General features: G+C 70.8%; 19 protein-coding genes. 15 read left to right on the top strand and 4 right to left on the bottom strand.

What is annotated here, in order from left to right; translation table 11 throughout:
- Nucleotides 1–28 precede the first annotated feature (28 nt).
- From AX018_RS07345 to AX018_RS07330, 4 genes are all read left to right on the top strand, one after another.
- Nucleotides 29–832 carry a cyclase family protein gene (locus AX018_RS07345; protein ID WP_111876653.1) on the top strand — a complete coding sequence of 268 codons (804 nt, stop codon included), beginning with the start codon at nucleotides 29–31 and terminating at the stop codon, nucleotides 830–832.
- A 13-nt stretch (nucleotides 833–845) separates the two neighbouring features.
- Nucleotides 846–2,453, top strand: coding sequence for a phytoene desaturase family protein (locus AX018_RS07340; RefSeq protein WP_111876652.1), 1,608 nt, complete (start codon nucleotides 846–848; stop codon nucleotides 2,451–2,453).
- 57 nt (nucleotides 2,454–2,510) lie between these two features.
- The gene (locus tag AX018_RS07335) at nucleotides 2,511–3,392 is read left to right on the top strand and encodes a SphA family protein (protein ID WP_111876651.1); all 882 of its coding nucleotides are present in this window, start codon (nucleotides 2,511–2,513) and stop codon (nucleotides 3,390–3,392) included.
- Nucleotides 3,393–3,559: 167 nt separating this feature from the next.
- Nucleotides 3,560–4,786 carry a methyl-accepting chemotaxis protein gene (locus tag AX018_RS07330; RefSeq protein WP_170146202.1) on the top strand — a complete coding sequence of 409 codons (1,227 nt, stop codon included), beginning with the start codon at nucleotides 3,560–3,562 and terminating at the stop codon, nucleotides 4,784–4,786.
- On the opposite strand, the gene AX018_RS07325 is transcribed toward AX018_RS07330, so the two are convergent.
- Both AX018_RS07325 and AX018_RS07320 read right to left on the bottom strand, forming a co-directional pair.
- Entirely contained in the window at nucleotides 4,783–6,174 is a 1,392-nt protein-coding gene (locus AX018_RS07325) for a hypothetical protein (protein WP_146749248.1), read from the bottom strand. The genes AX018_RS07330 and AX018_RS07325 overlap by 4 nt on opposite strands.
- A gap of 188 nt (nucleotides 6,175–6,362) precedes the next feature.
- Nucleotides 6,363–7,391: an AraC family transcriptional regulator gene (locus AX018_RS07320; protein ID WP_111876648.1), complete on the bottom strand. Its 1,029-nt coding sequence runs from the start codon at nucleotides 7,389–7,391 to the stop codon at nucleotides 6,363–6,365.
- Nucleotides 7,392–8,058: 667 nt separating this feature from the next.
- Here AX018_RS07320 and AX018_RS07315 point away from each other — a divergent pair.
- The 9 genes from AX018_RS07315 to AX018_RS07275 all read left to right on the top strand — a co-directional run bounded on the left by AX018_RS07315 (nucleotide 8,059) and on the right by AX018_RS07275 (nucleotide 19,153).
- Complete coding sequence (locus AX018_RS07315) at nucleotides 8,059–10,284, top strand: thiamine pyrophosphate-dependent enzyme (RefSeq protein WP_111876647.1); 2,226 nt, start codon at nucleotides 8,059–8,061, stop codon at nucleotides 10,282–10,284.
- Nucleotides 10,285–10,344: 60 nt separating this feature from the next.
- Nucleotides 10,345–11,862, top strand: a complete 1,518-nt coding sequence (locus tag AX018_RS07310) for an indolepyruvate oxidoreductase subunit beta family protein (RefSeq protein WP_111876646.1) — start codon at nucleotides 10,345–10,347, stop codon at nucleotides 11,860–11,862.
- Complete coding sequence (locus tag AX018_RS07305; protein WP_111876645.1) at nucleotides 11,859–12,302, top strand: acyl-CoA thioesterase; 444 nt, start codon at nucleotides 11,859–11,861, stop codon at nucleotides 12,300–12,302. The genes AX018_RS07310 and AX018_RS07305 overlap by 4 nt, the downstream gene beginning before the upstream one ends.
- The gene (locus AX018_RS07300) at nucleotides 12,299–14,623 is read left to right on the top strand and encodes a bifunctional salicylyl-CoA 5-hydroxylase/oxidoreductase (RefSeq protein WP_111876644.1); all 2,325 of its coding nucleotides are present in this window, start codon (nucleotides 12,299–12,301) and stop codon (nucleotides 14,621–14,623) included. The genes AX018_RS07305 and AX018_RS07300 overlap by 4 nt, the downstream gene beginning before the upstream one ends.
- Nucleotides 14,624–14,641: 18 nt before the next feature.
- Entirely contained in the window at nucleotides 14,642–15,772 is a 1,131-nt protein-coding gene (locus tag AX018_RS07295; protein ID WP_111876643.1) for a cupin domain-containing protein, read from the top strand.
- A 55-nt stretch (nucleotides 15,773–15,827) separates the two neighbouring features.
- A complete protein-coding gene (locus tag AX018_RS07290) occupies nucleotides 15,828–16,766 on the top strand; it encodes a fumarylacetoacetate hydrolase family protein (protein WP_111876642.1) in 939 nt (312 codons plus the stop codon).
- 67 nt (nucleotides 16,767–16,833) lie between these two features.
- The gene (locus AX018_RS07285; RefSeq protein ID WP_111876641.1) at nucleotides 16,834–17,862 is read left to right on the top strand and encodes a carbon-nitrogen hydrolase family protein; all 1,029 of its coding nucleotides are present in this window, start codon (nucleotides 16,834–16,836) and stop codon (nucleotides 17,860–17,862) included.
- Entirely contained in the window at nucleotides 17,859–18,617 is a 759-nt protein-coding gene (locus tag AX018_RS07280; RefSeq protein WP_281269540.1) for a maleate cis-trans isomerase family protein, read from the top strand. The genes AX018_RS07285 and AX018_RS07280 overlap by 4 nt, the downstream gene beginning before the upstream one ends.
- Before the next feature lie 92 nt (nucleotides 18,618–18,709).
- Nucleotides 18,710–19,153, top strand: coding sequence for a MarR family winged helix-turn-helix transcriptional regulator (locus tag AX018_RS07275; RefSeq protein WP_111876680.1), 444 nt, complete (start codon nucleotides 18,710–18,712; stop codon nucleotides 19,151–19,153).
- A gap of 10 nt (nucleotides 19,154–19,163) precedes the next feature.
- Here AX018_RS07275 and AX018_RS07270 read toward each other — a convergent pair whose 3' ends face one another.
- Entirely contained in the window at nucleotides 19,164–19,781 is a 618-nt protein-coding gene (locus AX018_RS07270; protein WP_111876640.1) for a flavin reductase family protein, read from the bottom strand.
- A 193-nt stretch (nucleotides 19,782–19,974) separates the two neighbouring features.
- Between AX018_RS07270 and AX018_RS07265 the strand changes: the two genes are divergently transcribed.
- Nucleotides 19,975–21,000, top strand: a complete 1,026-nt coding sequence (locus tag AX018_RS07265) for a bile acid:sodium symporter family protein (RefSeq protein WP_111876639.1) — start codon at nucleotides 19,975–19,977, stop codon at nucleotides 20,998–21,000.
- Between the two features lie 980 nt (nucleotides 21,001–21,980).
- Nucleotides 21,981–22,943: a hypothetical protein gene (locus AX018_RS25420; protein ID WP_111876638.1), complete on the top strand. Its 963-nt coding sequence runs from the start codon at nucleotides 21,981–21,983 to the stop codon at nucleotides 22,941–22,943.
- 14 nt (nucleotides 22,944–22,957) lie between these two features.
- Here the strand turns inward: AX018_RS25420 and AX018_RS07255 are convergent, their stop codons facing one another.
- Nucleotides 22,958–24,019 carry an NAD(P)-dependent alcohol dehydrogenase gene (locus tag AX018_RS07255; RefSeq protein ID WP_111876637.1) on the bottom strand — a complete coding sequence of 354 codons (1,062 nt, stop codon included), beginning with the start codon at nucleotides 24,017–24,019 and terminating at the stop codon, nucleotides 22,958–22,960.
- Nucleotides 24,020–24,138: the final 119 nt, after the last annotated feature.

The following is a 24,138-nucleotide window of genomic DNA, read 5'->3' as shown; positions in this document are numbered from 1 at the left end:
TTCGACCCCGCACCGATGGATACCCGCCATGACCTCCACTGCCGCACCGTCCGCCCCGTCTGTCCTTTCCGCGCTGGCCGCCAGGCTCGCCGGGGGCGGCGTCCGCGTCGTTGACCTGACGCAGACGCTCTCGCCCTCGTTCCCCACGCTGCAGCTGCCGCCGCAGTTCGGCCAGGTGCAGCCGTTCACCATCGAGCGCATCTCGTGCTACGACGAGAACGGCCCCGGCTGGTACTGGAACAACTTCTCGTGCGGCGAGCACACCGGCACGCACTTCGATGCGCCCGCGCACTGGGTCACCGGCCGCGACCACCCGGACAACAGCGTGGACACCATCGCGCCCGGCAACTTCATCGCGCCGGCCGTGGTGATCGACGCCAGCGCCGAGGTGGCGCGCGATGCCGACTGGCTGCTCACCGTGCCGTTCCTGGAGGCCTGGGAGCAGCGCCACGGCCGCATCCCGGCCGGCGCCTGGGCGCTGCTGCGCACCGACTGGTCGCTCAAGGCGCACGATGCCGGCGCCTTCCTCAACCTGCGCGAGGACGGCGCGCACACGCCCGGCCCCACGCAGGCGGCGGTGGAGTGGCTGATCCACCAGCGCGGCGTGCACGGCTTCGGCGTGGAGACCATCAACACCGATGCCGGCCAGTCCTACGCCTGGCCCGTGCCGTATCCGTGCCACACGCTCATGCACGGCGCCAACCGCTACGGCCTGCAGTGCCTGAAGAACCTGGACCAGCTGCCGCCGCAGGGCGCGCTCATCCTGGCGGCGCCGCTCAAGATCGAGGGCGGCTCGGGCAGCCCGCTGCGCGTGCTCGCGCTGGTGGAATAGGGGAGGGCAAGCCATGGCGAACGCGCCCGATCCGCAGATCGTCTTCGTGGGCAGCGGCATCAACGCGCTGGTGGGCGCGGCCCTGCTGGCCGTGCGCGGCAAGCGCGTGCTGGTGCTGGAGCGCAATGACCGCTTCGGCGGCTGCATCCGCACCGAGGAGCTGTTCCCGGGCTACCGGCACGAGGTGATGGCCTCGTGGTATCCGCTCTTCACGGGCAGCCCGGGCTATGCCGAACTGCGGCCGGCGCTGGAGCAGGCCGGCCTGGAGTTCGTGCAGCCCGAATACGCCACCGGCCTCGTCTGGCCCGACGGCCGGGGCCTGGCGCTGCGCCAGGACCTGGACGACGCCGCGCGCCGGCTGGACGCCGCCGCGCCGGGCGATGGCCGCGCGCTGCAGGCCATGGCCGCCGAGCTGTTCGGGCGCGACGCGGCGCTCACCTTCGGCCTGCTGGGCGGCGACCCCTACGGCTGGCCGCTGCTGCGGCTGCTGTGGTCGGAGTGGCGCCAGCGCGGCACCGATGGCCTGCTGGCCTATGCCGGCGGCGCGCTGGAGAGCTTCCGCCGCTGGTCGCAGCGCACGCTGCGCTCCGACCTGGCGCGCGCCCTGATCGCGCCGTGGACGCTGCACTCCGGCCTGGGCCCGGACGATGCCACCTCGGCGCTGATCGGCAAGCTCACCTTCGCCGCCGTGGTCAGCGGCGGGATGCCGGTGGTCAAGGGCGGCGGAAGCCGGCTGGTGGAGGCGCTGGCCCGCGTCATCGAATGGCACGGCGGGCAGCTCGTCAGCGGCGCGCAGGTCGAGCGCATCGACACGCAGGGCCAGGGCCGGCGCCGGCGCGCCACCGGCGTGCGGCTGGCCGACGGCCGCACCTTCCGCGCCAGCGAGTCCGTGGTGTGCAACGTGGCGCCGGGCCAGCTCTACGGCCGCCTGCTGCCCGATGCGCCGCCCGGCGTGCGCGAGCGTGCCGCGGCCTACCAGCACGGGCGCGGCGGCATGCAGATCCATTTCGCGCTGAACGCGCCGCCGGCCTGGCGCGAGCCCGAGCTGCTGCGCGTGCCGCTGGTGCACCTCACCGAAGGGCTGGAGCAGGTCTGCGCCTCGGTCACCGAGGCCAACAACGGCCTGCTGCCGGCGCGGCCCACGCTGGGCATCGGCCAGCCGACCGCCGCCGACCCCTCGCGCGCGCCCGAGGGCGGCTGGATCCTGTGGGTCCAGATGCAGGAGCTGCCCGCGCACCTGCGCGGCGATGCGGCCGGCGAGATCGCGGTGCCGGAGGACGGGCGCTGGAACGAGGCCGTGCGCGAAGCCTTCGCCGACCGCGTGCAGGCCCGGCTGGAGCGCGTCATGCCCGGCCTGGGCCGGCGCATCGTGGGGCGGCGCGCGTACTCGCCTGCGGATCTGGAGGCGCTCAACTGCAACCTGGTGGGCGGCGATCCGTATGGCGGCCTGTGCTCGCCCGACCAGTTCTTCTGGCTGCGGCCCTTCGCCGGCAGCGACGGCGCGCGCGGCCACCGCACGCCGCTGGCCAACGTTTTCCACATCGGCGCCAGCACCCACCCCGGGCCGGGGCTGGGCGCGGGCTCGGGCTACCGGGTCGCGCAGCTGCTAGCCCGGTCCTGAGCCGCTCCGCTTTTCTCTCTGCTTTTCCCAACCCACTGACGACAAAGGAAAGAAGCCATGCGCAAGTCCGCATTGACGATGGCCCTGCTGGCCCTGGCCGGCCCGGGCGCCGCCCTGGCCACCGAGAACGGGGGGCTCGCCATCTACCCCGATGGCCTGGAGAACTACTTCGTCGGCGCGCTGCCGCCCCCCGGCGTGCACCTGCTGATGTACGGCGGCACGCTGCGCTACGACACGCTGCGCGGCAACGCCGGCCAGTCCCTGGTGCCGGACTTCAAGGTGGACGTCAACGTGCTCGCGCCGCGCATCGTCTGGGTCACGCAGCAGCAGGTGGCGGGCGGGCAACTGGCCTTCCACGCCATCGCGCCGCTGCTGGACATCAAGTTCCGCGCGGGCGGCGCCACCTTCAAGAGCTCGGGCCTGGGCGACGTCACGCTGGGCGCGGCCCTGGGCTACCACCTCTCGCCCCAGTGGCACCAGGTGGTGGGCGTGGACGTGTACGCGCCCACGGGCTCGTACAGCGCGACCGATCCCTCCAGCCCGGGCAAGAACTACTGGACGGTGCAGCCCGTGTATGCCCTGACCTACATGCAGCCCGCCGGCCTCAACGCCGACCTGAAGCTCATGTACGACGTCAACCAGCGCAACGACGACACGCGCACGCGCTCCGGCCAGGCGCTGCATGCCGACTATGCCGCCGGCTGGGGCCTGGGCAACGGCTGGGTGGTGGGCGTCGGCGGCCACGTCTTCCGCCAGGTGACGGACGACAGCGGCCCGGGCAGCGCGCAGGGCAAGGCGCGCGCCGTGGGCTTCGGCCCCTCCATCCGCTACGCGAACGACAAGGGCCTGCTGGTCACGGTCAAGTGGCAGAAGGAATACGGCGTGCGCAACCGGCCCGAGGGCAGCCAGCTCTTCGTGAAGGCCTGCATTCCATTTTGATACGGCTTCGCAATCAAACAGAGAACGGCGTTGCTTCGCCTGGGCCTGTGCTCCGGCGCTGTCTGCGGCTTCGCGCCTTGTTCTCTCTTTGATGGCCAACCCGTATGAAGCCGTTTGCGCGCAAGCCCTGGCCGCGGCACCGCAGGCGGGGCAGGAGGACAAGGATCATGGCAATCGACGACGGTGATGCGCGCCGTGCGCGCGGCATGCGCTGCGGCATGGCGGTCTGGATCGGCCTGTGCCTGCTGGCCGCCGGTGCCGGCCTGTGGGCGGCGGGCCAGGCCCGCGGCCCGGAGCCCGTGCCTCCGGGCCTGCTGCAGGCCTGGTGCCTGGCGCTCGCCGGGCTGGGCGTGTGCGGCGCGGTGGCCGGCCTGGCGATGGCCCGGGGCCTGGCAGGCGTGGCGCCGCCGCTGCGCCAGGCCGGGGAGATGGCCGCCAGCCTGGCCGAGGGCGATCTGCGCCGCTTCCACGCCGGCGCACCGGCGCAGGCCCAAGGCCTGCCGGGCCGGCTCGCGCTGCTGGCCACGCGCCTGCATGAGCGCATGTCAGCGGTGCGCGAGGGCCTGCGGGGCCTGTCGGCCTCGGCGCAGCGCATCGCCGCCGGCAATGCCTATCTGGCCAGCCGGGCGCAGGAGAGGGCGAGGGCGCTCGAACAGACCGTCTCGGCGATGGAGTCGCTGACCTCCACCGTGCAGGAGAACGCGGCGCATGCCCGCCGCGCGGACGCGCTCGTGACCGCCGGCGGCGGCATCGTGCACCGCAACGAGGCGATGATGCAGGCGCTCACGCGCCAGATGGGGCAGGTCGCGGAATCGTCCCGGCGCATGGCTGAGATCATCACCGTGATCGAATCCATCGCCTTCCAGACCAACATCCTGGCGCTGAACGCCGCCGTCGAGGCCGCGCGCGCCGGCGAGCAGGGCCGGGGCTTCGCCGTGGTGGCCGCCGAGGTGCGCGCGCTGGCGCAGAAAAGCGCAGCGGCGGCCCGGGAAATCGGCGGGCTGATCGGCGATTCGGCCCACCAGGTCGAACAGGGCCGCGCGCTGGTTGGCCAGGCCGAGGCCGCCATGCAGGACATGGTCGGCAACGCCGCCGAGGTGGCCCGCATCATCGGCGGCATCGCGCAGGCCAGCCGCGCGCAGACCGAGGGCATCGGCCAGATCGGCGCGGCCATCGCCGCCATGGATGCCACGGCGCAGGGCAATGCGTCCCGCGTGCGCGAGGTGACCGAGACCGCGCAGGCGCTCGAAGGGCAGGTCCGGGCCCTGGAGCAGGCCGTGGCGTGGTTCCGGCTGGACGATGCCCTGGCGCCTGCAGCGCCTGCCGGCGCGGTCACCGGCGTGGCCCGGCGCGCGCTGCCCATCCCGGACGCCGGAGCGCGATCCATGCCCTAGTCGTACTGCTGGTCCAACGCCCTCTTGGTGGGGATCAGGCCGAACATGCCGTCGTCATCCAGCAGTTCGGCGGCCTCGTAAGACACGAACTTCGCATGCGGGCAATGGGCTTCGATCCAGGCCCGGACCCGGGCTTCGCTGGCCTTGGGGGCCGAGAGGGCGACGACGTTCTTCAGTGGCGCGGCCGGCCCGATCACGATCCCCTCTTCGGTGTTGTCATAGTCTCGCCGGATGCGGCGGGCCTGGTTGTATGCGCGCTGCTTCGCTTCGCTGATGCCGAAGGCAACCCCTGTTTCGTCGAACCAGCGCGGCATCGCGTAATGGCCCGACCCCAAGCTATGCTTGGAGGCATAGACGTCTCCCAGCCCCACCGTGCCCCCGGTGGAGGATGCCTGGCTATTGGACTGGATATAGCTCACGTATTCGCCCGTGACGACCTTGCGGCCTTTCCGGAGGGCCTTCGCGGCGGAGCAGATCGCGCCCTCCTTGGCGATAGGACCCAGGGCAGCGGAGCCGGTGCCATGCACGAGCAGTTCGCCCTCTCGCGGAAAATTCCCGTCCCGCAGCAGTTGCCGGGCCTCTTCGACCACCTGCCGGTCCACCCAGGCCTTCGGCAATTCCACCCAGTCTCCGGGACCGTTGTATATCGGCTTGGGTACGCCGGTCTGGTGGAGCCTTTTCTCCAACAGCATCTCGGGGCGATGGTCCCTCTCGAAGAACTTGACGAGCTTGATCATGTGCGCCCGCGTCTCCATGTTGGCCTGGGGGCAGAAATGCGCCACGAAGGTGTCGAAATGCCGCAAAGGCCCGAGCCATGCCGGCGGCGACGGCGCCTGGCCGAGGGCATGGAGATGGAAAAGAAGATCCGTCAGCGCCGCGTCCTCGCGGTTGGAGTATTTCCAGTGCCCATGCGCGACCCGGTCGCACAGGCCCTGCATCGCGCTGCGCAGATGCGTCTCCAGTGCCTGGGCGGGGACGCCGGCCCCCTGCGCGATGGCTTCCAGCGATGCGGGCTGCGCCAGCGTGTGGATCGGAAGGACCGCCTGCGCCGGGGCCGCGGACAGTTGGTCGAGGGCCTCCCGCTGCATGTCGTGCCGCACCTGCTGCGCCATGCTCAGGGGCCGGCTCTCCGGGGCGGGGTCCTGCGCCTGCGTCCAGAGGCGTGGCAGGCAGGCCAGGATGCCCTGCCGGGGCCTGGGGGACTGCGGCGCAGACGCATCCCCCGCATCGCGCGGCTCCGTCCGGATGCAGGCGAGCGCATCCATCAGGCCGCTGCGCGCATGGGCCTGGCTGCGCGGCCGCGAGGCGGGGGCCCCTTCCGCCGCCGTGGCCGGAGACGGCGCGGGAGGCAATCCGTGGATCGGTCCGCTCTGGATAGGTCGGGTCATCGCGCTCATCGTGTGGGGGCGGGCGAAGCGACGGCCCTTGCGGGCCATCGCCGTTCTTTGCGATGGCCGTCCGTGCGGAGGCCACCATGCGGTCCCGACACTAATCCTGCCCCTCTTGCGCGGAGGCGCCCCGTGCGAAACATCCGCCACGGGTGCGAATGCCTCCCCGGTGCCCCGCCGTACGGCGGTCAGTGCCGGCGCAATGTCTGGCTCGGCGACTCGCCGTAGCGCTGCTTGTAGTCGCTGCTGAAGCGGCCCAGGTGGGCGAAGCCCCAGCGCAGCGCGATGCCCGCGACGTTGCTGGCCTCGCCGCCGAGCAGCTCGGTGCGCACGCGCTCCATGCGCAGGTCGCGCAGGTACTGCATCGGGCTCACGCCCAGGAACTCCTTGAAGCCCGCGTACAGGCTGCGCACGCTCACGCCCGCCACGTCGGCGAGTTGGTCGGCGCAGACGGGCTCGTGCGCATGCGCCTGCAGGTAGTCCTGCGCGCGCCGCACGTGGCGCGGCAGGATGGTGCCGCGCCGCGCGGGGGCCGTCTCGCTGTGGTTGTGCTGGTGCGAGGTGAGCAGGATGAGCGCGGCCAGTTGCTCGATCTGCGCCACCAGCAGCTTGTGCTGGGCCAGCTCCGGGTGCTGCGTCGCGCAGTCCAGCAGGTACGACAGCAGGCAGCGCCACGGGGCGCTGTCCTGCCATTGGAAGCCCAGCTCGAAGCGCAGCGGCTGGTCCAGCGGGCGGCCCAGGTGGCCCACCAGCACGCGCTCGACCTGCGGGCGCGCGATGCGCAGCATGAGCTGGTCGGTGCCGGCGCTCCAGTGCATGCAGGTCTCGTCGTCCGGGCTGAGCACGGAGGCCGTGCCGGGCGCGGACTCGACCTGGCGGCCGCCGCTGTCGATGCGGGCGCGGCCCGAGAGCGGCATCTGCACCAGGAAGAAGCTCTCCAGCGGGCCGGGCTGGATCTCGACGGCGGCGCCGTAGCGCAGCCGGCTGACCGAGACGTCGCCCAGCGAGACATAGTGCATGCGCGCATCCAGGCGTTCGCCGCCCCCCGTCTGCGCGAGCCGGTGCGGCTTCATGACGCGGCCCACGATGGAGCGGGTCTCGTCGAGGTCGCAGGAGGCGAACAGCAGCCGCTCGGGCATGCTGGAAAAGCGGTCGATCGCAAGCGGCATGGCCGGCTGGCGCAGAGCGGTGGACGGCGGGGTCATCGTGGAGAGCATGGCGGCCTTCTTTCCTGGAAGTCGGCGGTTTTCTGGTTCTGCCCGGTCTGTCCCGGCGCCGCGAGGGGCCTGCCGGGATGACCGTGTTTTGCAAGTTGCATGCCAATAGGCATGATTTTTCATGGATCGGAATGTGGCCGCGGATCTCGCGCCGAACAGGCCCTGGCCGGGTCGGCAAGGCGCCAAGGACCGTTTTTTCAGCGCCTCTCTTGCTTTGAATCAAGATCGTAGGACTGCGCGGAGATGGACAAATCAAGGAAAACCCGCAAGCCGGCCTCGAATTCCACGGATTCCATGCATGCCCGTGGCGCCGCCGTCTCTTGGTTGAATGAAAAATCATGTGATGAAGGTGGCGGAATGCACCGTGGCGCACGCACCAGCCCGGCTCCCCGCCGGGCCGCCATGCACCAACGCGGGGCGGCATCCGCGCCGTGCCGCGCCGCGCGCCTGCCGTTTTGTGGTCAGAAACGCGTGATCCGGATGCGGCGGTGCCTTGCCGGTGCCTTGCAGCCGCGCCGCACTATCCCGTTTCTGCAGCTCTCTGTCCCCTGCGTGCAGAAACTGCATTCACATGATTAATCATGGATTGACGCCATGGCATCGCCGCGTGAAAGTCGCTCCCAGGGTCCAGGACCGAAGCCGAAACCGACCAGAAAAGGGAACCACGATGGCCGAACGATCATTTGTCGAGGAAGTGAAAAAGCTGCGCATGGGCGCGGGCGAGGTATTCAGCGGCGAGGGCATCCTGGCCGTGACCAAGGCGCTGCTGGAATCCGGCGTGGCCTATGTCGGCGGCTACCAGGGATCGCCCATCTCGCACCTGATGGACGTGCTCTCCGATGCGCAGGACATCCTGGCCGAATACAACATCCGCTTCGAGAACAGCGCCAGCGAGGCCACGGCCGCCGCCACGCTGGCCGCCTCGGTCAACTACCCGCTGCGTGGCGCCATCACCTTCAAGGCCACCGTGGGCACCAACGTGGCTTCCGACGCGCTGGCCAACCTGGCCTCGGGCGGCGTCACGGGCGGCGCGCTCATCATCGTGGGCGAGGACTACGGCGAGGGCTCCTCGATCATGCAGGAGCGCAGCCATGCCTTCGCGATGAAGTCGCAGATGTGGCTGCTCGACCCGCGGCCGAACCTGCCGTGCATCGTGCAGGCCGTGAAGGACGGCTTCGATCTCTCGGAGGCCAGCAACACGCCGGTGATGCTGCAGATGCGCATCCGCTCGTGCCACCTGCACGGGCAGTTCGTCACTTCTGACAACGTGCCCCCGGCGTTCACCGTGAAGGACGCGCTGGAGAACCCCGTGCGCGACCTGAACCGCATCGTGCTGCCGCCCGCGAGCTTCCTGCACGAGCGCGAGAAGATCCAGCAGCGCTGGCCCGCGGCCGTGCGGTTCATCCAGGAGCGCGGCCTGAACGAGTTCTTCTCGGAAGGCGCCGGCGACGTCGGCATCGCGCTGCAGGGCGGCAACTACAACACCGTCATCCGCGCGCTGCAGAAGCTCGGGCTGGCCGATGCCTATGGCGACACCCAGGTGCCGCTCTATGTGATGAACGTGACCTACCCGCTGGTGGACGACGAGTTCGAGCGCTTCTGCCAGGGCAAGCGCGCCATCCTCATCGTCGAGGAAGGCCAGCCCAATTTCGTCGAGCAGAACGTTTCCGCCATCCTGCGCCAGCGCGGCCTGGACACCGCCCTGCACGGCAAGGACGTGCTGCCCCTGGCCGGCGACTACAACACCGCCACCGTGCTGGCCGGCCTGCGGGCCTTCCTGGAGCGCTACGGCATCGTCCAGCCCGAGGTGAAAAAGCCCGAGCAGCGCCGCGTCATCCCGCTGGTGGCGGCGAAGGCCCCGCAGGCCGAGCCCGCGCTGGCCGTGGCGCTGGCCGAGTCCGCGCCGGCCCCCTTGCCGCCGCTGGAGCAGATCGTGCATGCCCGCCCGCCGGGCCTGTGCACCGGCTGCCCCGAGCGCCCGATCTTCACGGCCGTCAAGCTCATCGAGCGCGAACTCGGGCCGCACCATTTCAGCGCCGACATCGGCTGCCACCTGTTCTCGATCCTGCCGCCCTTCGACCTGGGCAACACCACCATGGGCTACGGGCTGGGCGGGGCGGCCTCGGCGGCGTTCAACGTGGCGCCCGGCAGTGCGCCGGCGGGCAAGCGGGCCATCGCGGTGATGGGTGACGGCGGCTTCTGGCACAACGGCCTCTCCAGCGGCATCGTCAACTCGGTCTTCAACCGCAGCGACAACCTGACGCTGATCATCGACAACAACTACAGCTCGGCCACCGGCGGGCAGGACATCCCTTCCTCGCGCGCGCTCAACCCTTCGCGCAGCACGGGCCACGAGATCGAGCAGGCCGTCAAGGGCGTGGGCGTGGAATGGGTGCGCACCATCAAGCGCACCTACGACCTCAAGGCCATGACGAACGCGCTGCGCGAGGCGCTGACCACCAAGGTGCCCGGTCCCAAGGTGCTGATCGCCCAGAGCGAATGCATGCTCAACAAGCAGCGGCGCGAGAAGAAGCAGGTGCGCAAGGCCCTGCAGGCGGGCGAGCGCGTGGTGCGCGAGCGCTTCGGCGTCGATGAAGACACCTGCACCGGCGACCACTCCTGCATCCGCCTCTCGGGCTGTCCGTCGCTGTCGGTGCGCACCAACCCCGACCCGCTGCGCCAGGACCCGGTGGCCACCGTCATCGACAGCTGCGTGGGCTGCGGCAACTGCGGCGAGGTGGCGCACGCTGCCGTGCTCTGCCCTTCGTTCTACCGCGCGCAGATCGTGAGCAACCCCACGCGCGGGGACCGCCTGCGCCAGCGCGTGCGCACCGCCGTGATCGGCTGGCTGCAGCGTGGCGAGGCCCGCCGCCGCGCGGTGCATGCCTTCTGAGCGCCCGCCACCGTCACCGCTTTCCCGTCTCCTGTCTGTTTCCTTCCGGAGTTTCCCGTGATGTCCGCTGAACCGATCAAGATTGCCATTCTCGCCATGGGTGGCGAGGGCGGTGGCGTGCTGGCCGACTGGATCGTCGATCTGGGCGAGGCCAACGGCTGGTTCGCCCAGACCACCTCGGTGGCGGGCGTGGCCCAGCGCACCGGCGCCACCATTTACTACGTCGAGCTGTTCCCCGGCGCCGACCGGCCCGGCGCCCGTCTGCCCGTGCTGGCCCAGGCGCCCATGCCGGGAGACGTGGACATCGTCATGGCCTCGGAGCTGATGGAGGCCGGCCGCGCCGTGCAGCGCGGCTTCGTGACGCGGGACCGCACCACGCTCATCGGCTCCACCCACCGCGTCTATTCCATCGCCGAGAAGATGGCCATGGGCGACGGCCGCGTCGATGGCGACGCGCTGCTGGAGCAGGCCCGGCGCGCGGCCCGCATCTTCATCGGCTTCGACATGGCCGCCGCCGCCGAGCGCACCGGCAGCGTCATCAGCGCGGTGTTGTTCGGCGCGCTGTGCGGCTCGGGCACCCTGCCTTTCAACCGCCAGCAGTTCGAGCAGACCATCGAGCGTGGCGGCGTGGGCGTCAAGCCCAGCCTCAAGGCCTTCGCCGTGGGCTGCGAGAAGGCACGCGAAGGCGCGCCCGAGCGCCTGGCCTCCGACAAGCCCCAGCCGCGCGCCGCGGCCAGCGTGCAGGCCCGCCATCCCGCGGTCGCTCCGCTGGTGGCGCGTGCCCAGCGCTACCCGGCCGCGGTGGCCGACATCGCGGTGGAGGGCGTGCGCCGCCTGATCGATTACCAGGACATCGGCTACGCGCGCCAGTACCTCGACCGGCTCGATGCCGTGGCGGGCGCGCGCGGCACGGATACGCCGCTGCTGGCGGACACGGCACGCCACCTGGCGCTGTGGATGTCGTACGAGGACGTGATCCGCGTGGCCGACCTCAAGACGCGGGGCAGCCGCTTCGAGCGCGTGAGCGGCGAAGTGCACGCCCAGGCCGATCAGGTGCTGGAGATCCAGGAGTTCATGCACCCGCGCCTGGAGGAGATCTGCGAGACCCTGCCGGCCGGCCTGGGCCGCTGGCTGGCGCGCCCGCATGCCGTGCACCGCTGGGTGGCGCGCTTCACGCAGGAGGGGCGCATCGTGCGCACCAGCTCGCTCGGCGGCTTCCTCACGCTCTACCTGCTGGCGCGCTGGCGGTGGGGGCGGCGCCTGACGCTGCGCTACGCGCTGGAGGACGCACGCATCGAGACCTGGCTGCAGCGGGTGCGCACGCTCGCCGCCATCGATCCGGCGCTGGCGCTGGAGGCCGCGCGCTGCCAACGACTGGTCAAGGGCTACAGCGATACCCATGCGCGCGGCCTCAGGAACTACGAAACGCTGATGGCCGTGGTGGACCGCCATGCCCCCTCGCTCGCACCCTCGACGCTGCGCGAGTTGCGCGACGCGGCGCTGGCCGACGAGCACGGCCTGAAGCTGCGCGAAGGCCTGCAGCGCCACGCACTCATCCCGGAAGGAGCCCCCGCATGAACCCGCGCCATTTCTCCCGGCCGCACCGCATCCGCTTCGCCGAATGCGATCCGGCGGGCATCGTCTTCTATCCCCAGTACTTCGTGATGTTCAACAACCTGCTCGAAGCCTGGGTGGACCACCTGCTGCCGGGCGTGGGCTTCGCCGGCTACATCGGCACGCTGCGCCTGGGGCTGCCCACCGTGCGGCTGGAGGCGGATTTCCGCGCCATCAGCCGCATGGGCGACGCGGTCACGCTGAGCCTGGGCGTGGAGCAGCTCGGCGCCAAGTCGATCACGCTGGCCCTGGCCTGCACCGGCGCGGATGGCGAGCTGCGCATGAGCGTGCGCCAGGTGCTGGTCACCACGTCGCTGACGACCCACAAAGCCATCGCCATCCCGGACGTCCTGCGCCGGGCCCTGGCACCCGACACCCTCTCTGAGACAAGGAGCGCATCGTGAAAATCGCCTGCATCGGCGGCGGCCCCGCCGGCCTGTATTTCGGCCTGCTCATGAAACTGCAGGACCCCGCCCACGAGGTCGTGGTCATCGAGCGCAACCGGCCCTACGACACCTTCGGCTGGGGCGTGGTGTTCTCCGACGCCACGCTGGACAACCTGCGCGAGGCCGATCCGGTGTCGGCCGAGACCATCGCGGCGGAATTCAGCCGCTGGGACGATATCGACGTCCACTTCAAGGACCGGGCGATCCGCAGCGGCGGCCACGGCTTCATCGGCATCGGCCGCAAGAAGCTGCTCAACATCCTGCAGGCGCGCTGCGAAGAGGTGGGCGTGCAACTGGTGTTCGAGACCCAGGTGACGGACGACCAGGAGGTCGCCCGCCAGTACGGGGCCGACCTCGTGATCGCCTGCGACGGCATCAACAGCCCGGTGCGCACGCGCTATGCCGACACCTTCCAGCCCGACATCGACCAGCGCAACTGCCGTTTCGTGTGGCTGGGCACGCGCAAGGTGTTCGACGCGTTCACCTTCATCTTCGTGCCCACCGAGCATGGCTGGTTCCAGGCGCACGCCTACCAGTTCGAGAACGGACTCTCCACCTTCATCGTCGAGACCACCGACGCCGCCTGGCAGGCCGCGGGCATCGACAACATGTCGCAGGAAGACGGCATCGCCTACTGCGAGCGGCTGTTCGCCCCCTGGCTGGACGGCGAGCGCCTGATCGCCAACGCGGCGCACCTGCGCGGGTCGGCCATCTGGATCCGCTTCCCGCGCGTGATCTGCAAGCACTGGGTGCAGTGGACGCAGCCCGATGGCGCCGCGGGCCGCGAGGTGCCGGTGGTGCTGATGGGCGATGCCGCGCACACGGCGCACTTCTCGATCGGCTCGGGCACCAAGCTGGCGCTGGAGGATGCGATCGAACTTGCGGGCACCCTGAAGGCGGGCGGCGATCTGCGCGAGCGGCTGGCGCACTACGAGGCGGTGCGCAGCGTGGAGGTGCTCAAGATCCAGAACGCCGCGCGCAATTCCACCGAGTGGTTCGAGAACGTGGCGCGCTACGCCGGCCTGGAGCCCGAGCAGTTCGCCTATTCGCTGCTCACGCGCTCGCAGCGCATCTCGCACGAGAACCTGCGCCTGCGCGACCCGCAGTGGCTCGAAGGCTACGAACGCTGGCTGGCCGGCCGCTCGGGCGTGCCCGCGGCCGAGGGCCGGGCGCCGCGCCCGCCGCTGCTCACGCCGTTCACCGTGCGCGGCGTCACGCTGCCCAACCGCATCGTCGTCTCGCCCACGCTGCTGTATTCGAGCCAGGACGGCGTGCCCGGTGCCTTCCACCTCGTGCACCTGGGCAGCCGCGCGCTCGGCGGCGCGGGCCTGCTGCTGACCGAGGCCACGGCCGTCTCGCCCGAGGCGCGCACCACGCCCGGCGACCCGGGCCTGTGGAACGCCGAGCAGACCATCGCCTGGAAGCGGATCACCGACTTCGTGCATGCCGAGAGCGGCGCCCGCATCGGCGTGCAGCTCAGCCACGCCGGCCGCCGGGGCTCCACGCAACGGGGGTGGGAGCGGCCCGACCACCCGCTGGCGGAGGGCAACTGGCCGCTGGTCTCGGCCAGCGCCCTGGCCTACCTGCCCGGCATCTCGGCCGTGCCGCGCGAGGCCACGGCGCAGGATCTGGCGCGCATCCAGGACGACTTCGTGGCCGCCGCCCGGCGCGCGGCCGACGCGGGCTTCGACTGGCTGGAGCTGCAGGCGGGCCACGGCTTCCTGCTCTCGGCCTTCATCTCGCCGCTCACCAACCGGCGCACGGACGCCTACGGTGGATCGCTGGACAACCGCCTGCGCTTCCCGCTGGAGGTGGTGGCCGCCGTGCGCGCCGTCTGGCCGCAGCACCTGCCGCTGTCGGTGCGCATCTCGGCCACCGACTGGGCCGAGGGCGGCACCACGGTGGATGAGGCCGTGGAGATCGCGCGCCGCCTCCAGCAGGCCGGTGCGGATCTGGTGGATGCGTCCTCCGGCGAGGTCACGCCCGACCAGAAGCCGGTCTATGGCCGCATGTTCCAGGCGCCGTTCGCCGACCGCATCCGCAATGAGGCCGGCGTGCCGACCATCGCCGTGGGCGCCATCACCGAGGCCGACCAGGCCAACGGCATCGTCGCCTCGGGCCGGGCCGACCTGTGCGCGTTGTCGCGCCCGCACCTGGCCGACGCCGCCTGGCTGCAGCGCGAAAGCGCCCGCCACGGCTGGCCCGACGTGGAATGGCCCCGGCCCTACCAGTGGGGCCGCGAGCAGCTCGAACGCAGTTTCTCCCGCAGCCGCGCATGAATTTCCAGGAGGTGCACCATGGCCAACGCCACCTATGACCAATACCGCGAAAACGTCGCCGGCCGCGCCGACGTGGAGGACACGCCCGAGCTGGTGGCGTACTACCGCGATCTCGACCAGCTCCAGGCCGGCGCGCTGTGGACGGTCGCCAACAAGATCGAGCCCTGGCAGCCGAAATCCGAATCGGTGCCCGTGCTCTGGCGCTACCGCGACCTGCGCGGGCACGTGCTGCGCTCGGTCGAGCTGGTCACGCCCGAGAAGGCCGGCCGGCGCGTGATCTACCTGAACAACCCGGGCCGCCAGCATGTCTCGGCCGCCGTGGGCTGGCTCTATTCGGGCCTGCAGGTCATGCACCCGGGCGAGGCCGCCTCGGCGCATGCGCACTCGTCGTCGGCGCTGCGCTTCATCATGGAAGGGCGGGGCGCGTACACCATCGTCGATGGCCACAAGATGACGCTGGGCGCCAACGACTTCGTGCTCACGCCCAACGGCACGTGGCACGAGCACGGCGTGGAGGCGGAAGGCGCGACCTGCATCTGGCAGGACGGCCTGGACATCCCGCTCGTCAATGCGCTGGAGGCCGGCTTCTATGCCGTGCACCCCGACCTGCGCCAGGCCGTGGGGCACCCCGTGGACGATTCGGTCGGCATCTGGGGCGCGCCGGCCCTGCGCCCGCACAACACGGGCTGGAACAAGCCGTATTCGCCGCTCTTCAAGTACCAGTGGGAGCCGACCTACGAGGCACTGCGCCGCTATGCGCGATCCGCCGAGGGCAGTGCCTTCGATGGCCACCTCATGCACTACACGAACCCGGTCACGGGCGGCCACGTCATGGCCACCATCGGGGCCAGCATGCAGTTGCTCCAGCCCGGCTTCGCCGGCAAGGCGCACCGCCACACCGGCAGCTTCCTCTACCAGGTGGCCAAGGGGCGCGGCCATTCCATCGTCAACGGACAGCGCTTCGACTGGCAGGAGCGCGACATCTTCTGCGTGCCGTCCTGGGCCTGGCACGAGCATGCCAACGGCAGTGCGAGCGACGACGCCTGCCTGTTCTGCTTCAGCGACCTGCCGGTGATGGAAAAGCTCGGCCTCTACCGCGAGGAAGCCCTGGCCGACCACGGCGGCCACCAGCCCGTGGCGCAGCCATGACCCCCGCCGGATTCCGGCACCCCGATCCCCCATCTTTTTCCGGAGAACCCACCCCATGAAACTCGTTACCTACCGCGCCAACGTGACCGCCGCCGCCCGCCTGGGCGCCATCGTCGGCGACCTCGTCGTCGATCTGCAGCGCCTGGGCGCGCACACCGGCCATGCGCTGCCCGACGACATGCTGGCCTTCATCGACCTGGGGCCCTCGGCGGTCGCCGGCACCACGGCGCTGCTGGCCGAATGGCAAGGCCGCTGGCCGCTGGGCGTGGCCGTGCCGCTCGCCAACGTGAAGCTGCTCGCGCCCATTCCGCGCCCGCGCAAGAACATCTTCGGCATTGGCCTGAACTACGTCGAGCACGTGGCCGAATCGAGCCGCGCGCTCGACACCGCCAAGGACCTGCCCAAGCAGCCCGTGATCTTCTCCAAGCCGCCCACCACGGTGGTCGGCCCCGGCGACGCCATCGAGCACAACGCCGCCATCACGCGCCAGCTCGACTGGGAGGTGGAACTGGCCGCGATCATCGGCACGCGCGCCAAGGGCGTGCGTAAGGAGGATGCGCTGCGGTACGTGTTCGGCTACAGCCTGATGATCGACATGAGCGCTCGCGACAACCGCCGCGCCGGCCAGTGGATCTACTCCAAGGGCCAGGACACGTATGCGCCCTTCGGCCCGGTCATCGTCACCGCCGACGAGATCCCCGATCCGCAGGTGCTGGACCTGAGCCTCAAGGTCAATGGCGTGACCAAGCAAAGCTCCAACACGCGGCACATGCTGTTCAAGGTCGATGAGCTGGTCGCGGACATCAGCGCCGGCATCACGCTGGAGCCCGGCGACATCATCGCCACGGGCACGCCCGAGGGCGTGGGCGCCGGCCGCAGCCCGCAGGAATGGGTGTGGCCCGGCGACGTGATCGAGGCCACGGTGGAGAAGATCGGCGCGCTGCGCCACCCGGTGGTGGCCGTGGGCAACGACCCGCGCGCCGGCCGCGACTGACCGCCGCCCCCGGCCGCCGCCCGCGCGGCCGGGATGCTCCTCTTCCCCTTTCCTCCCCGCCATTACCATGCTTGAACTGCCCCAATTCAAGGCGGCGGCCGTGCAGGCCGCGCCCGTCTTCCTCGACACCGACGCCACGGTGGACAAGGCCTGCCGCCTGATCGCCGAGGCCGCCGGCAACGGCGCGCGCCTCGTCGCCTTCCCCGAGGTGTTCGTGGCCGGCTACCCGTACTGGAGCTGGATCGCCAACCCCATCGACGCCAGCCCGTGGTTCGAGCGCCTGGCGCGTTCGGCCATCGAGATTCCCGGCCCCGAGATCGCCAAGATCGCCCAGGCAGCTGCGCGCCACAAGACCCACGTGGTGATCGGCGTCAACGAGCGCAGCCGGCACGGCATCGGAACGATCTACAACACCGTGGTCACCATCGCCGACGACGGCCGCATCCTGGGCCGCCACCGCAAGCTCGTGCCCACCTGGGCCGAGAAGCTGACCTGGGCCCCCGGCGACGCTTCGGCGCTGCGCGTGCACCCCACCTCCATCGGGCCGCTGGGCGCGCTGGCCTGCGGCGAGAACACCAACACGCTGGCGCGCTTCGCGCTGCTGGCGCAGGGCGAGCTGGTGCACGTGGCGAGCTACATCTCTCTGCCCGTGGCGCCGCCCGACTACGACATGGCCGAGGCCATCAAGGTGCGCGCCGCCGCCCACTGCTTCGAGGGCAAGCTCTTCACCGTCGTGTCGTGCTCCACGGTATCCGAGGAGATCATCGCCGCCATGGAGCCGCTCAACCCCCGGGCGCGCGAACTGCTCACGCGCCGTAACAGCGCGTTCTCGGGCTTCCTCGGCCCCGATGGCCGCGTGATCGGCCAGCCGCTGATCGACGACGAAGGCATCACCTACGCCGACATCGACCTGGGCCGCTGCATCCAGCCGCGCCAGATGCACGACATCACCGGCCACTACAACCGCTTCGACATCTTCGACCTGCGCGTCAATCGCCGGCCGCTGCAGGCGGCGCGCTTCGACGACGAGGCACCCGCGGCCGAGTGGCTTTCGGCCCCAGGCCCCATCGACAACCCCCAGGAGACACCGCAGTGAGCATCCCCCGCACCTACCGCATCGGGCAGATCGTGCCCAGTTCCAACACCACGATGGAAACGGAGATCCCGTCCATCCTGCGCGCGCGCGAGGCGCTGCGGCCCGAGCGCTTCACCTTCCATTCGAGCCGCATGCGCATGAAGCACGTGACGAAGGAAGAGCTGGCCGCGATGGACGGCGACAGCGACCGCTGCGCGCTGGAGCTGTCGGACGCGCGCGTGGACGTGCTCGGCTACGCCTGCCTCGTCGCCATCATGAGCATGGGGCGCGGCTACCACCGCGTCTCCGAGGCGCGGCTGCACCAGCGCACGGTGGACAACGGCGGCACGGCGCCGGTGGTCACGAGCGCCGGCGCGCTGGTGGACGGCCTGCATGCCATCGGCGCGAAGAAGGTGTCCATCCTCACGCCCTACATGAAGCCGCTCACGCAGCTGGTCATCGACTACATCGAGCACGAGGGCATCGAGGTGGTGGACAGCATCTCGCTGGAGATCCCCGACAACCTGGAGGTGGGCCGCCAGGACCCGCGCGCGCCCATCGAGATCACGAAGAAGCTCAAGACCGCCGGCGTGGACGCCGTGGTGGCTTCGGCCTGCGTGCAGATGCCCTCGCTGGCCTCGGTGCAGCCCATCGAGGACCGCGTGGGCCTGCCCGTGCTGTCCTCGTCGGTCGCGACCACCTACCTGATGCTCAAGCGCCTGGGCCTGGACACGGCGGTGCCGGGCTTCGGCGCGCTGCTGTCGGGCCGGTACTGAGCATGTCGCCCGCGGGCGACGGTGCCATCGGCGGCTGGGGCGCGGGGATAGAATCCCCGCCGTTTCTGGACGTAGGCGAGGCGGCACGCGGGATGGCGAAAACCAAGGCATTCGTTGACAACTATCTGCCGGCCCTGCTGGGGCAGGCCTGGCACCTGGTGTCCACCGAGTTCCACGCCACGGTCGAGCAGAGCGGCCTGTCCGTGCTGGAGTGGCGGGTGCTCTCCACCCTGGCCAGCCAGGGGGCGATGACCATCTCGGCGCTGGCGCAGACCACCGTCAGCAAGCAGCCCACGGTCACGCGGCTGCTGCTGCGGCTGGAGGCCCAGGGCCACGTGGAGCGCGCCACCAGCCTCGACGACCGCCGCTACACCCTGGTGCGCGTCACGCGCAACGGCCGCCGCCTGGTGGCCGGCCTCATCGAGCAGGCCGACCGGCACGAGCGCGCCATCCTCGCGCCCCTGAATCCGCAGAAGGTCGAGGTGCTCAAGGAACTGCTGCACGAGCTGATCGCGCGGCACCGCCCGGGAGCCTGAGCACAGTCCGTTATTTCGGGCGTGCCATGCGCAGCAACCCCTCGGGCAGGATCTGGAAATAGTCCGCCGGTCCGCCCGCGCGCAGGATGGGCTGCGCCGCCGCCGTGTCGTAGATGCCGTCCGCCAGCAGCGCGCGGTCGATCTGCACCGCCACCACCTGCCCGAACACCATCCACGTGCCGAGCGGCACGCCGTCCAGGCCGGCCAGGCGCTGGATCTGCGTCACGCGGCATTCCAGCGCCACCGGGCTCTCCGCCACGCGCGGGGCGGCCACCTCCAGGCAGGACGCCGGCGTGAGCCCGGTCAGCGCGAACTCGTCGGCGCCGGGCACCTCGGTGCTGCTCAGGTTGACCTGTTCGGCCAGCGCGCGCGTGGCGAGGTTGCAGACGAATTCGCCCGTTGCTTCGGCATGGCGCACCGTGTCCTTGTAGCCGACGCTGGAGAAGGCCACCAGCGGCGGCCGGTAATTGAAGATGTTGAAGAAGCTGTAGGGCGCGAGGTTGGGCCGGCCATCGGCCGAGCGCGTGGAGATCCAGCCGATGGGCCGGGGCCCCAGGATGGCGGGGATCGGGTCGTGCGCGAGCCCGTGGCCCTCGGAGAGGCGGTAGCTGTGCCAGGGGGATTGCATGCGGCGTCTCGTGGTGGTGCGGGTGGATCGGACGATTCTGGTCCCGCCACCGACCTGTGCGGCAGCACGGGCCGGAAGATCCGCATGCGACGGATAGTGGCCGCAGCCTCCGGATGAAGGCCGGGTGCCGGCCCGCGGCCCGTCGCCCGGCGGGTCAATAATGCAGCCTTCCCGATCGCACCGCAGCACCGCCATGGCCCGTTCCCGTTTCCTGCCCGACAACTTCACCCTCGCATTGCTCGCCACGGTGGCGCTCGCCAGCCTGCTGCCGGCCTCCGGCGCCGTGGCCCAGGGCTTCGAAGGCGCCACGGTGATCGCCGTGGGGCTGCTGTTCTTCCTGCACGGTGCCAAGCTGTCGCGGCAGGCCATCGTGGCCGGCCTGTCGCACTGGCGCCTGCACCTGCTGGTGGTGGCCAGCACCTTCGTGCTCTTTCCGCTGATCGGCTGGGCGTTGCGGCCCGTGCTGCAGCCGCTCGTCACGCCCGAGCTGTACCAGGGCGTGCTCTACCTGTGCGTGCTGCCGGCCACGGTGCAGTCGGCCATCGCCTTCACGGCCCTGGCGCGCGGCAACATGCCGGCGGCCATCTGCAGCGCCTCGGGATCGACCTTGCTGGGCATCGTCATCACGCCGCTGCTGGTGGGGCTGGTGCTGCCCGGGGTGCCGGGCGCGCATGCCCCCGCCGGCGGTACGGCGGGGCACGACACGCTCGCGAGCATCGGCCGCATCACGGTGCAGCTGTTCGTGCCTTTCCTGGCGGGCCACCTGCTGCGCCCCTGGATCGGCGGCTTCGTGCAGCGCCGCGCCGCCGTGCTCAAGTTCGTGGACCAGGGCTCCATCCTGCTCGTGGTCTACACGGCCTTCAGCGCCGCCGTGATCGAGGGGTTGTGGCGGCAGATCCCGCTGTCCGCGCTGCTGGGGCTGCTGGCCGTGTGCGCGGTGATCCTCGCGATCGCGCTGGCCGCCACCACGTGGATCAGCCGGCGGCTGGGGTTCTCGAAGGAGGACGAGATCACCATCGTCTTCTGCGGCTCCAAGAAGAGCCTGGCGAGCGGCGTGCCCATGGCCAAGGTGCTCTTCGCGTCGCATGCCGTGGGCGCGCTGGTGCTGCCGCTGATGGTGTTCCACCAGATGCAGCTCATGGTGTGCGCGGTGCTGGCGCAGCGCTATGCGCGCCGGCCGCAGGCGGCGGAGGGCCATGCCTCCGCGGCGCAGGCCTGAGATCGTGAACACGTTCTGAAGCTTCGCAGGCACGCCAATCGCTTCGCGAATTCGCACGGTGGTGCCGTGGCGGCGGGTAGCGTCGGGAAAAACCGATGAAGCCCGGGAGCGGAATGCACGCTTGGCGTTGACGATGTCCCCGGATATCCACATGGCGCTGCCGCGGCCTCCCGCGCTGCGGATGGAGGTGATAGACCATGTCCGACCCGTTGAAGCCGAGCCGGGGCGCCGCTCCGCCGTATCCCTTTGCGCTGCGGGCGCAGGGCGGGCCCGGCGCTCCGGCTGAACGCCGCTCAAGCGCCATGCATGCCGTGCCCGACGGCATGCCGCCTGTCCGCCGGGAGACGCCGGGGAAGGGCCTTGCGCCGAGGGGGGCGATCGGCGGTGCCGAGCCTTTGGGGGGCGGCGAGTCCTTGGAGCCCGGTGGCGACCCGCGCGTCGCGCCCAGGTCTCCTTTCATTCTGAATGGCATCGAATCCCGCAGAACCCGGTTTCCCCGCCCGGCCCCGTCCGAGGACCAGGCCAGGGCGCCGAAGGACGATCCCGCGGTCCGCGGCGGCGTGCCGTCCCGCGCGCCAGAGGACCGCACCTTCACCTGGAAAGGCTTCGCCTCCAGGAGAACACGGCCCGCGGAGCCCTTGGGGGCGCCAGCGTCTACGGGGGCTTCGCGGGATGCGCAGAGCGGCTTCTCCGATTCGCCGCAGGTTTCGTCTTTCACGTGGAGAGGCTACGCCTCCAGGAGAACCCGGCGCACCGATACGCCCGCCCAGGGCCCGGCGGTCGGCGAGGCGGCTTCGGCCGGGAACGGTGCGCCTCCCGCCGCTGTGCCAGCCGCCACCGCAGCCGGCAAAGGCTCCGCGCAGCCTGCAGGCGCCCAGGTCCCCGGAGGGTGGCGGAACGGAACGCCCACGACCCTGGCACAAGCGGGGGCGGACAGCCGCGCCTCGGCCGGCCCCGGGCCGCGCACCGTTTCGCCGCCGGTGCGCGACCATTCCCTGCAGGCCTACATGACCGCCCGGGCCGTTGACGACCGGCGCCTGGACGAGGCCGAAACGGCCAGCCTGTTGCAGGCCCGGGCTTCCCTGGACGCCACGCGCCGGGCGCTGTTCCGGGGGCGCGGCAATGTGTCCACCGATATCGAGGCATCCCAAGGTGACAGCACCGTACGGACCGCGGCGGGGCGGTGGGTGGGCCGCTCGTATCTGAGCAAGAAGTACTCCGTGAAAGTGGCCATCGCGAAGTTCTGGCCCTTCAAGAAGACGGTGAAGCCGGAGCAAGGGCTGACCGCCGCCGCGGGCGCGATCGCGGCTGGCGCCGGCAACTGCGGAGAGCACGCCTTCGTGGGTGCGCTGGTCCATGCACCCCGGCTGGAGGCGGGCCAGAAGCTCCACGTCGTCGGGCATGCGGAGGTGGACCACATGTGGACGGAGATACGCAACCCCGGCGATGCGCCGCGCGATATCGTGATCGACGCATGGGGCGAGGGGCCGGTCGTCTTCGTCGAGGATGCCGAATTCGCGGCCGATCGCGAGAAGGTGAGGACCTCCCGGGTATTCGACCATGACCAGGGCGTGCAGGCCGGAGACACCGTGACCGGCTGGCTGGAAAACGACGGCGCCGGCATCGGCGCGTTCCTGGCGAAGGCCGAGGAAAAGATCGGCCCGAACTACCGGTATCCCCGGGACAAGGTGTTCTTGCCCACCCAGGTGATCTCCGCGGCGTTCGACAAGAGGGCGCGGGAGCGGCTGGAGGCGCCCGTGGATGAAAAGGTTTTTGCCGGGCTGGCGCATGAGCCGGACTTTGTGGCGCTGGCGCGCCGCCGGCGGCTGCTCAACGAAGTGGTGGCTGCCGGGGCTGCCCGTGCCACCGGCAGCAGCGTGGCGCAGGGCAGCAAGGATGCCCTGGACATCGTGAAGGAGGCGCACCACCTGAGAGGAAAGTGAGCGCCTCGCCCCGGCTATGCCGCCGCGCGCAGCGTGCCCATGTCGATCACGAAGCGGTAGCGCACGTCGCTCTTGAGCATGCGGTCGTAGGCGCCGTTGATCTCGTCCATGCGGATGGTCTCGATGTCCGAGACGATGCCGTGCTCGGCGCAGAAGTCGAGCATCTCCTGCGTCTCGCGGATGCCGCCGATCAGCGAGCCCGCGAGGCGGCGGCGCTTCATGATCAGGCTGAACACGTTGGGCGAGGGGTGCGGGCTGGCCGGGGCGCCCACCAGGGTCATGGTGCCGTCGAGCTTGAGCAGGCCGAGGAAGGCCTCCAGGTCGTGCGGGGCCGCGACGGTGTTCACGATGAGGTCGAAGCTGTTGGCGTGCGCGGCCATCTCCGCGGCGTTCTTCGACACCACGACCTCGTGCGCGCCCAGGCGCCTGGCGTCGTCGCGCTTCGCATCGGTGGTGGTGAACAGCACCACGTGCGCGCCCATGGCGGCAGCGATCTTCACGCCCATGTGGCCCAGGCCGCCCAGGCCCACGATGCCGACCTTCTTGCCCGGGCCGGCCTGCCACTGGCGCAGCGGCGAATAGGTGGTGATGCCCGCGCACAGCAGCGGGGCCACGGCGGCCAGGGAGTCCGCGCCGTGCGTGATCCTCAGCACGAAGTTCTCGCGCACGACGATTTGGGCCGAGTAGCCGCCGTAGGTGTTGGCGCCCGTGCCCTGCTCGGGGCCGTTGTAGGTGCCGGTGAAGCCGTTGTCGCAGTACTGCTCCAGGCCTTCGGCGCAGGGGGCGCAGTGCTGGCAGCTGTCCACCATGCAGCCCACGCCGACGAGGTCGCCCTCGCGGAATTTGGTCACCAGCGGCCCCACGGCGGTCACGCGGCCCACGATCTCGTGGCCGGGCACGCTGGGAAAGCGGGTGCCGGCCCATTCGCCGCGCGCGGTGTGCAGGTCGGAGTGGCAGACGCCGCAGTAGAGGATGTCGATGGCGACGTCGAGTTCGCCGGGCGCGCGCCGATCGATGGTGAGCGGCGCGAGCGGGGTGGTGGCGGACTGGGCGCCGTAGGCCAGGACAGCAGGCATGGGGTTCCTTTGGGTGGGGGCAAAACCGGGCTACCTTAGGCTATCCGGCCATGCCCCGCCAGCGGCGCCATGAAAAATCCCGGGGCCCCGCGTGGATTTTCTCCGGGGCGCGCCCGGGA

This window comes from Paracidovorax anthurii, from assembly GCF_003269065.1.
Taxonomy (GTDB): Bacteria; Pseudomonadota; Gammaproteobacteria; order Burkholderiales; family Burkholderiaceae_C; genus Paracidovorax; species Paracidovorax anthurii.
Note: the sequence above shows the minus strand (reverse complement) of the source record. Positions and strands in the feature narration are given on the sequence as shown.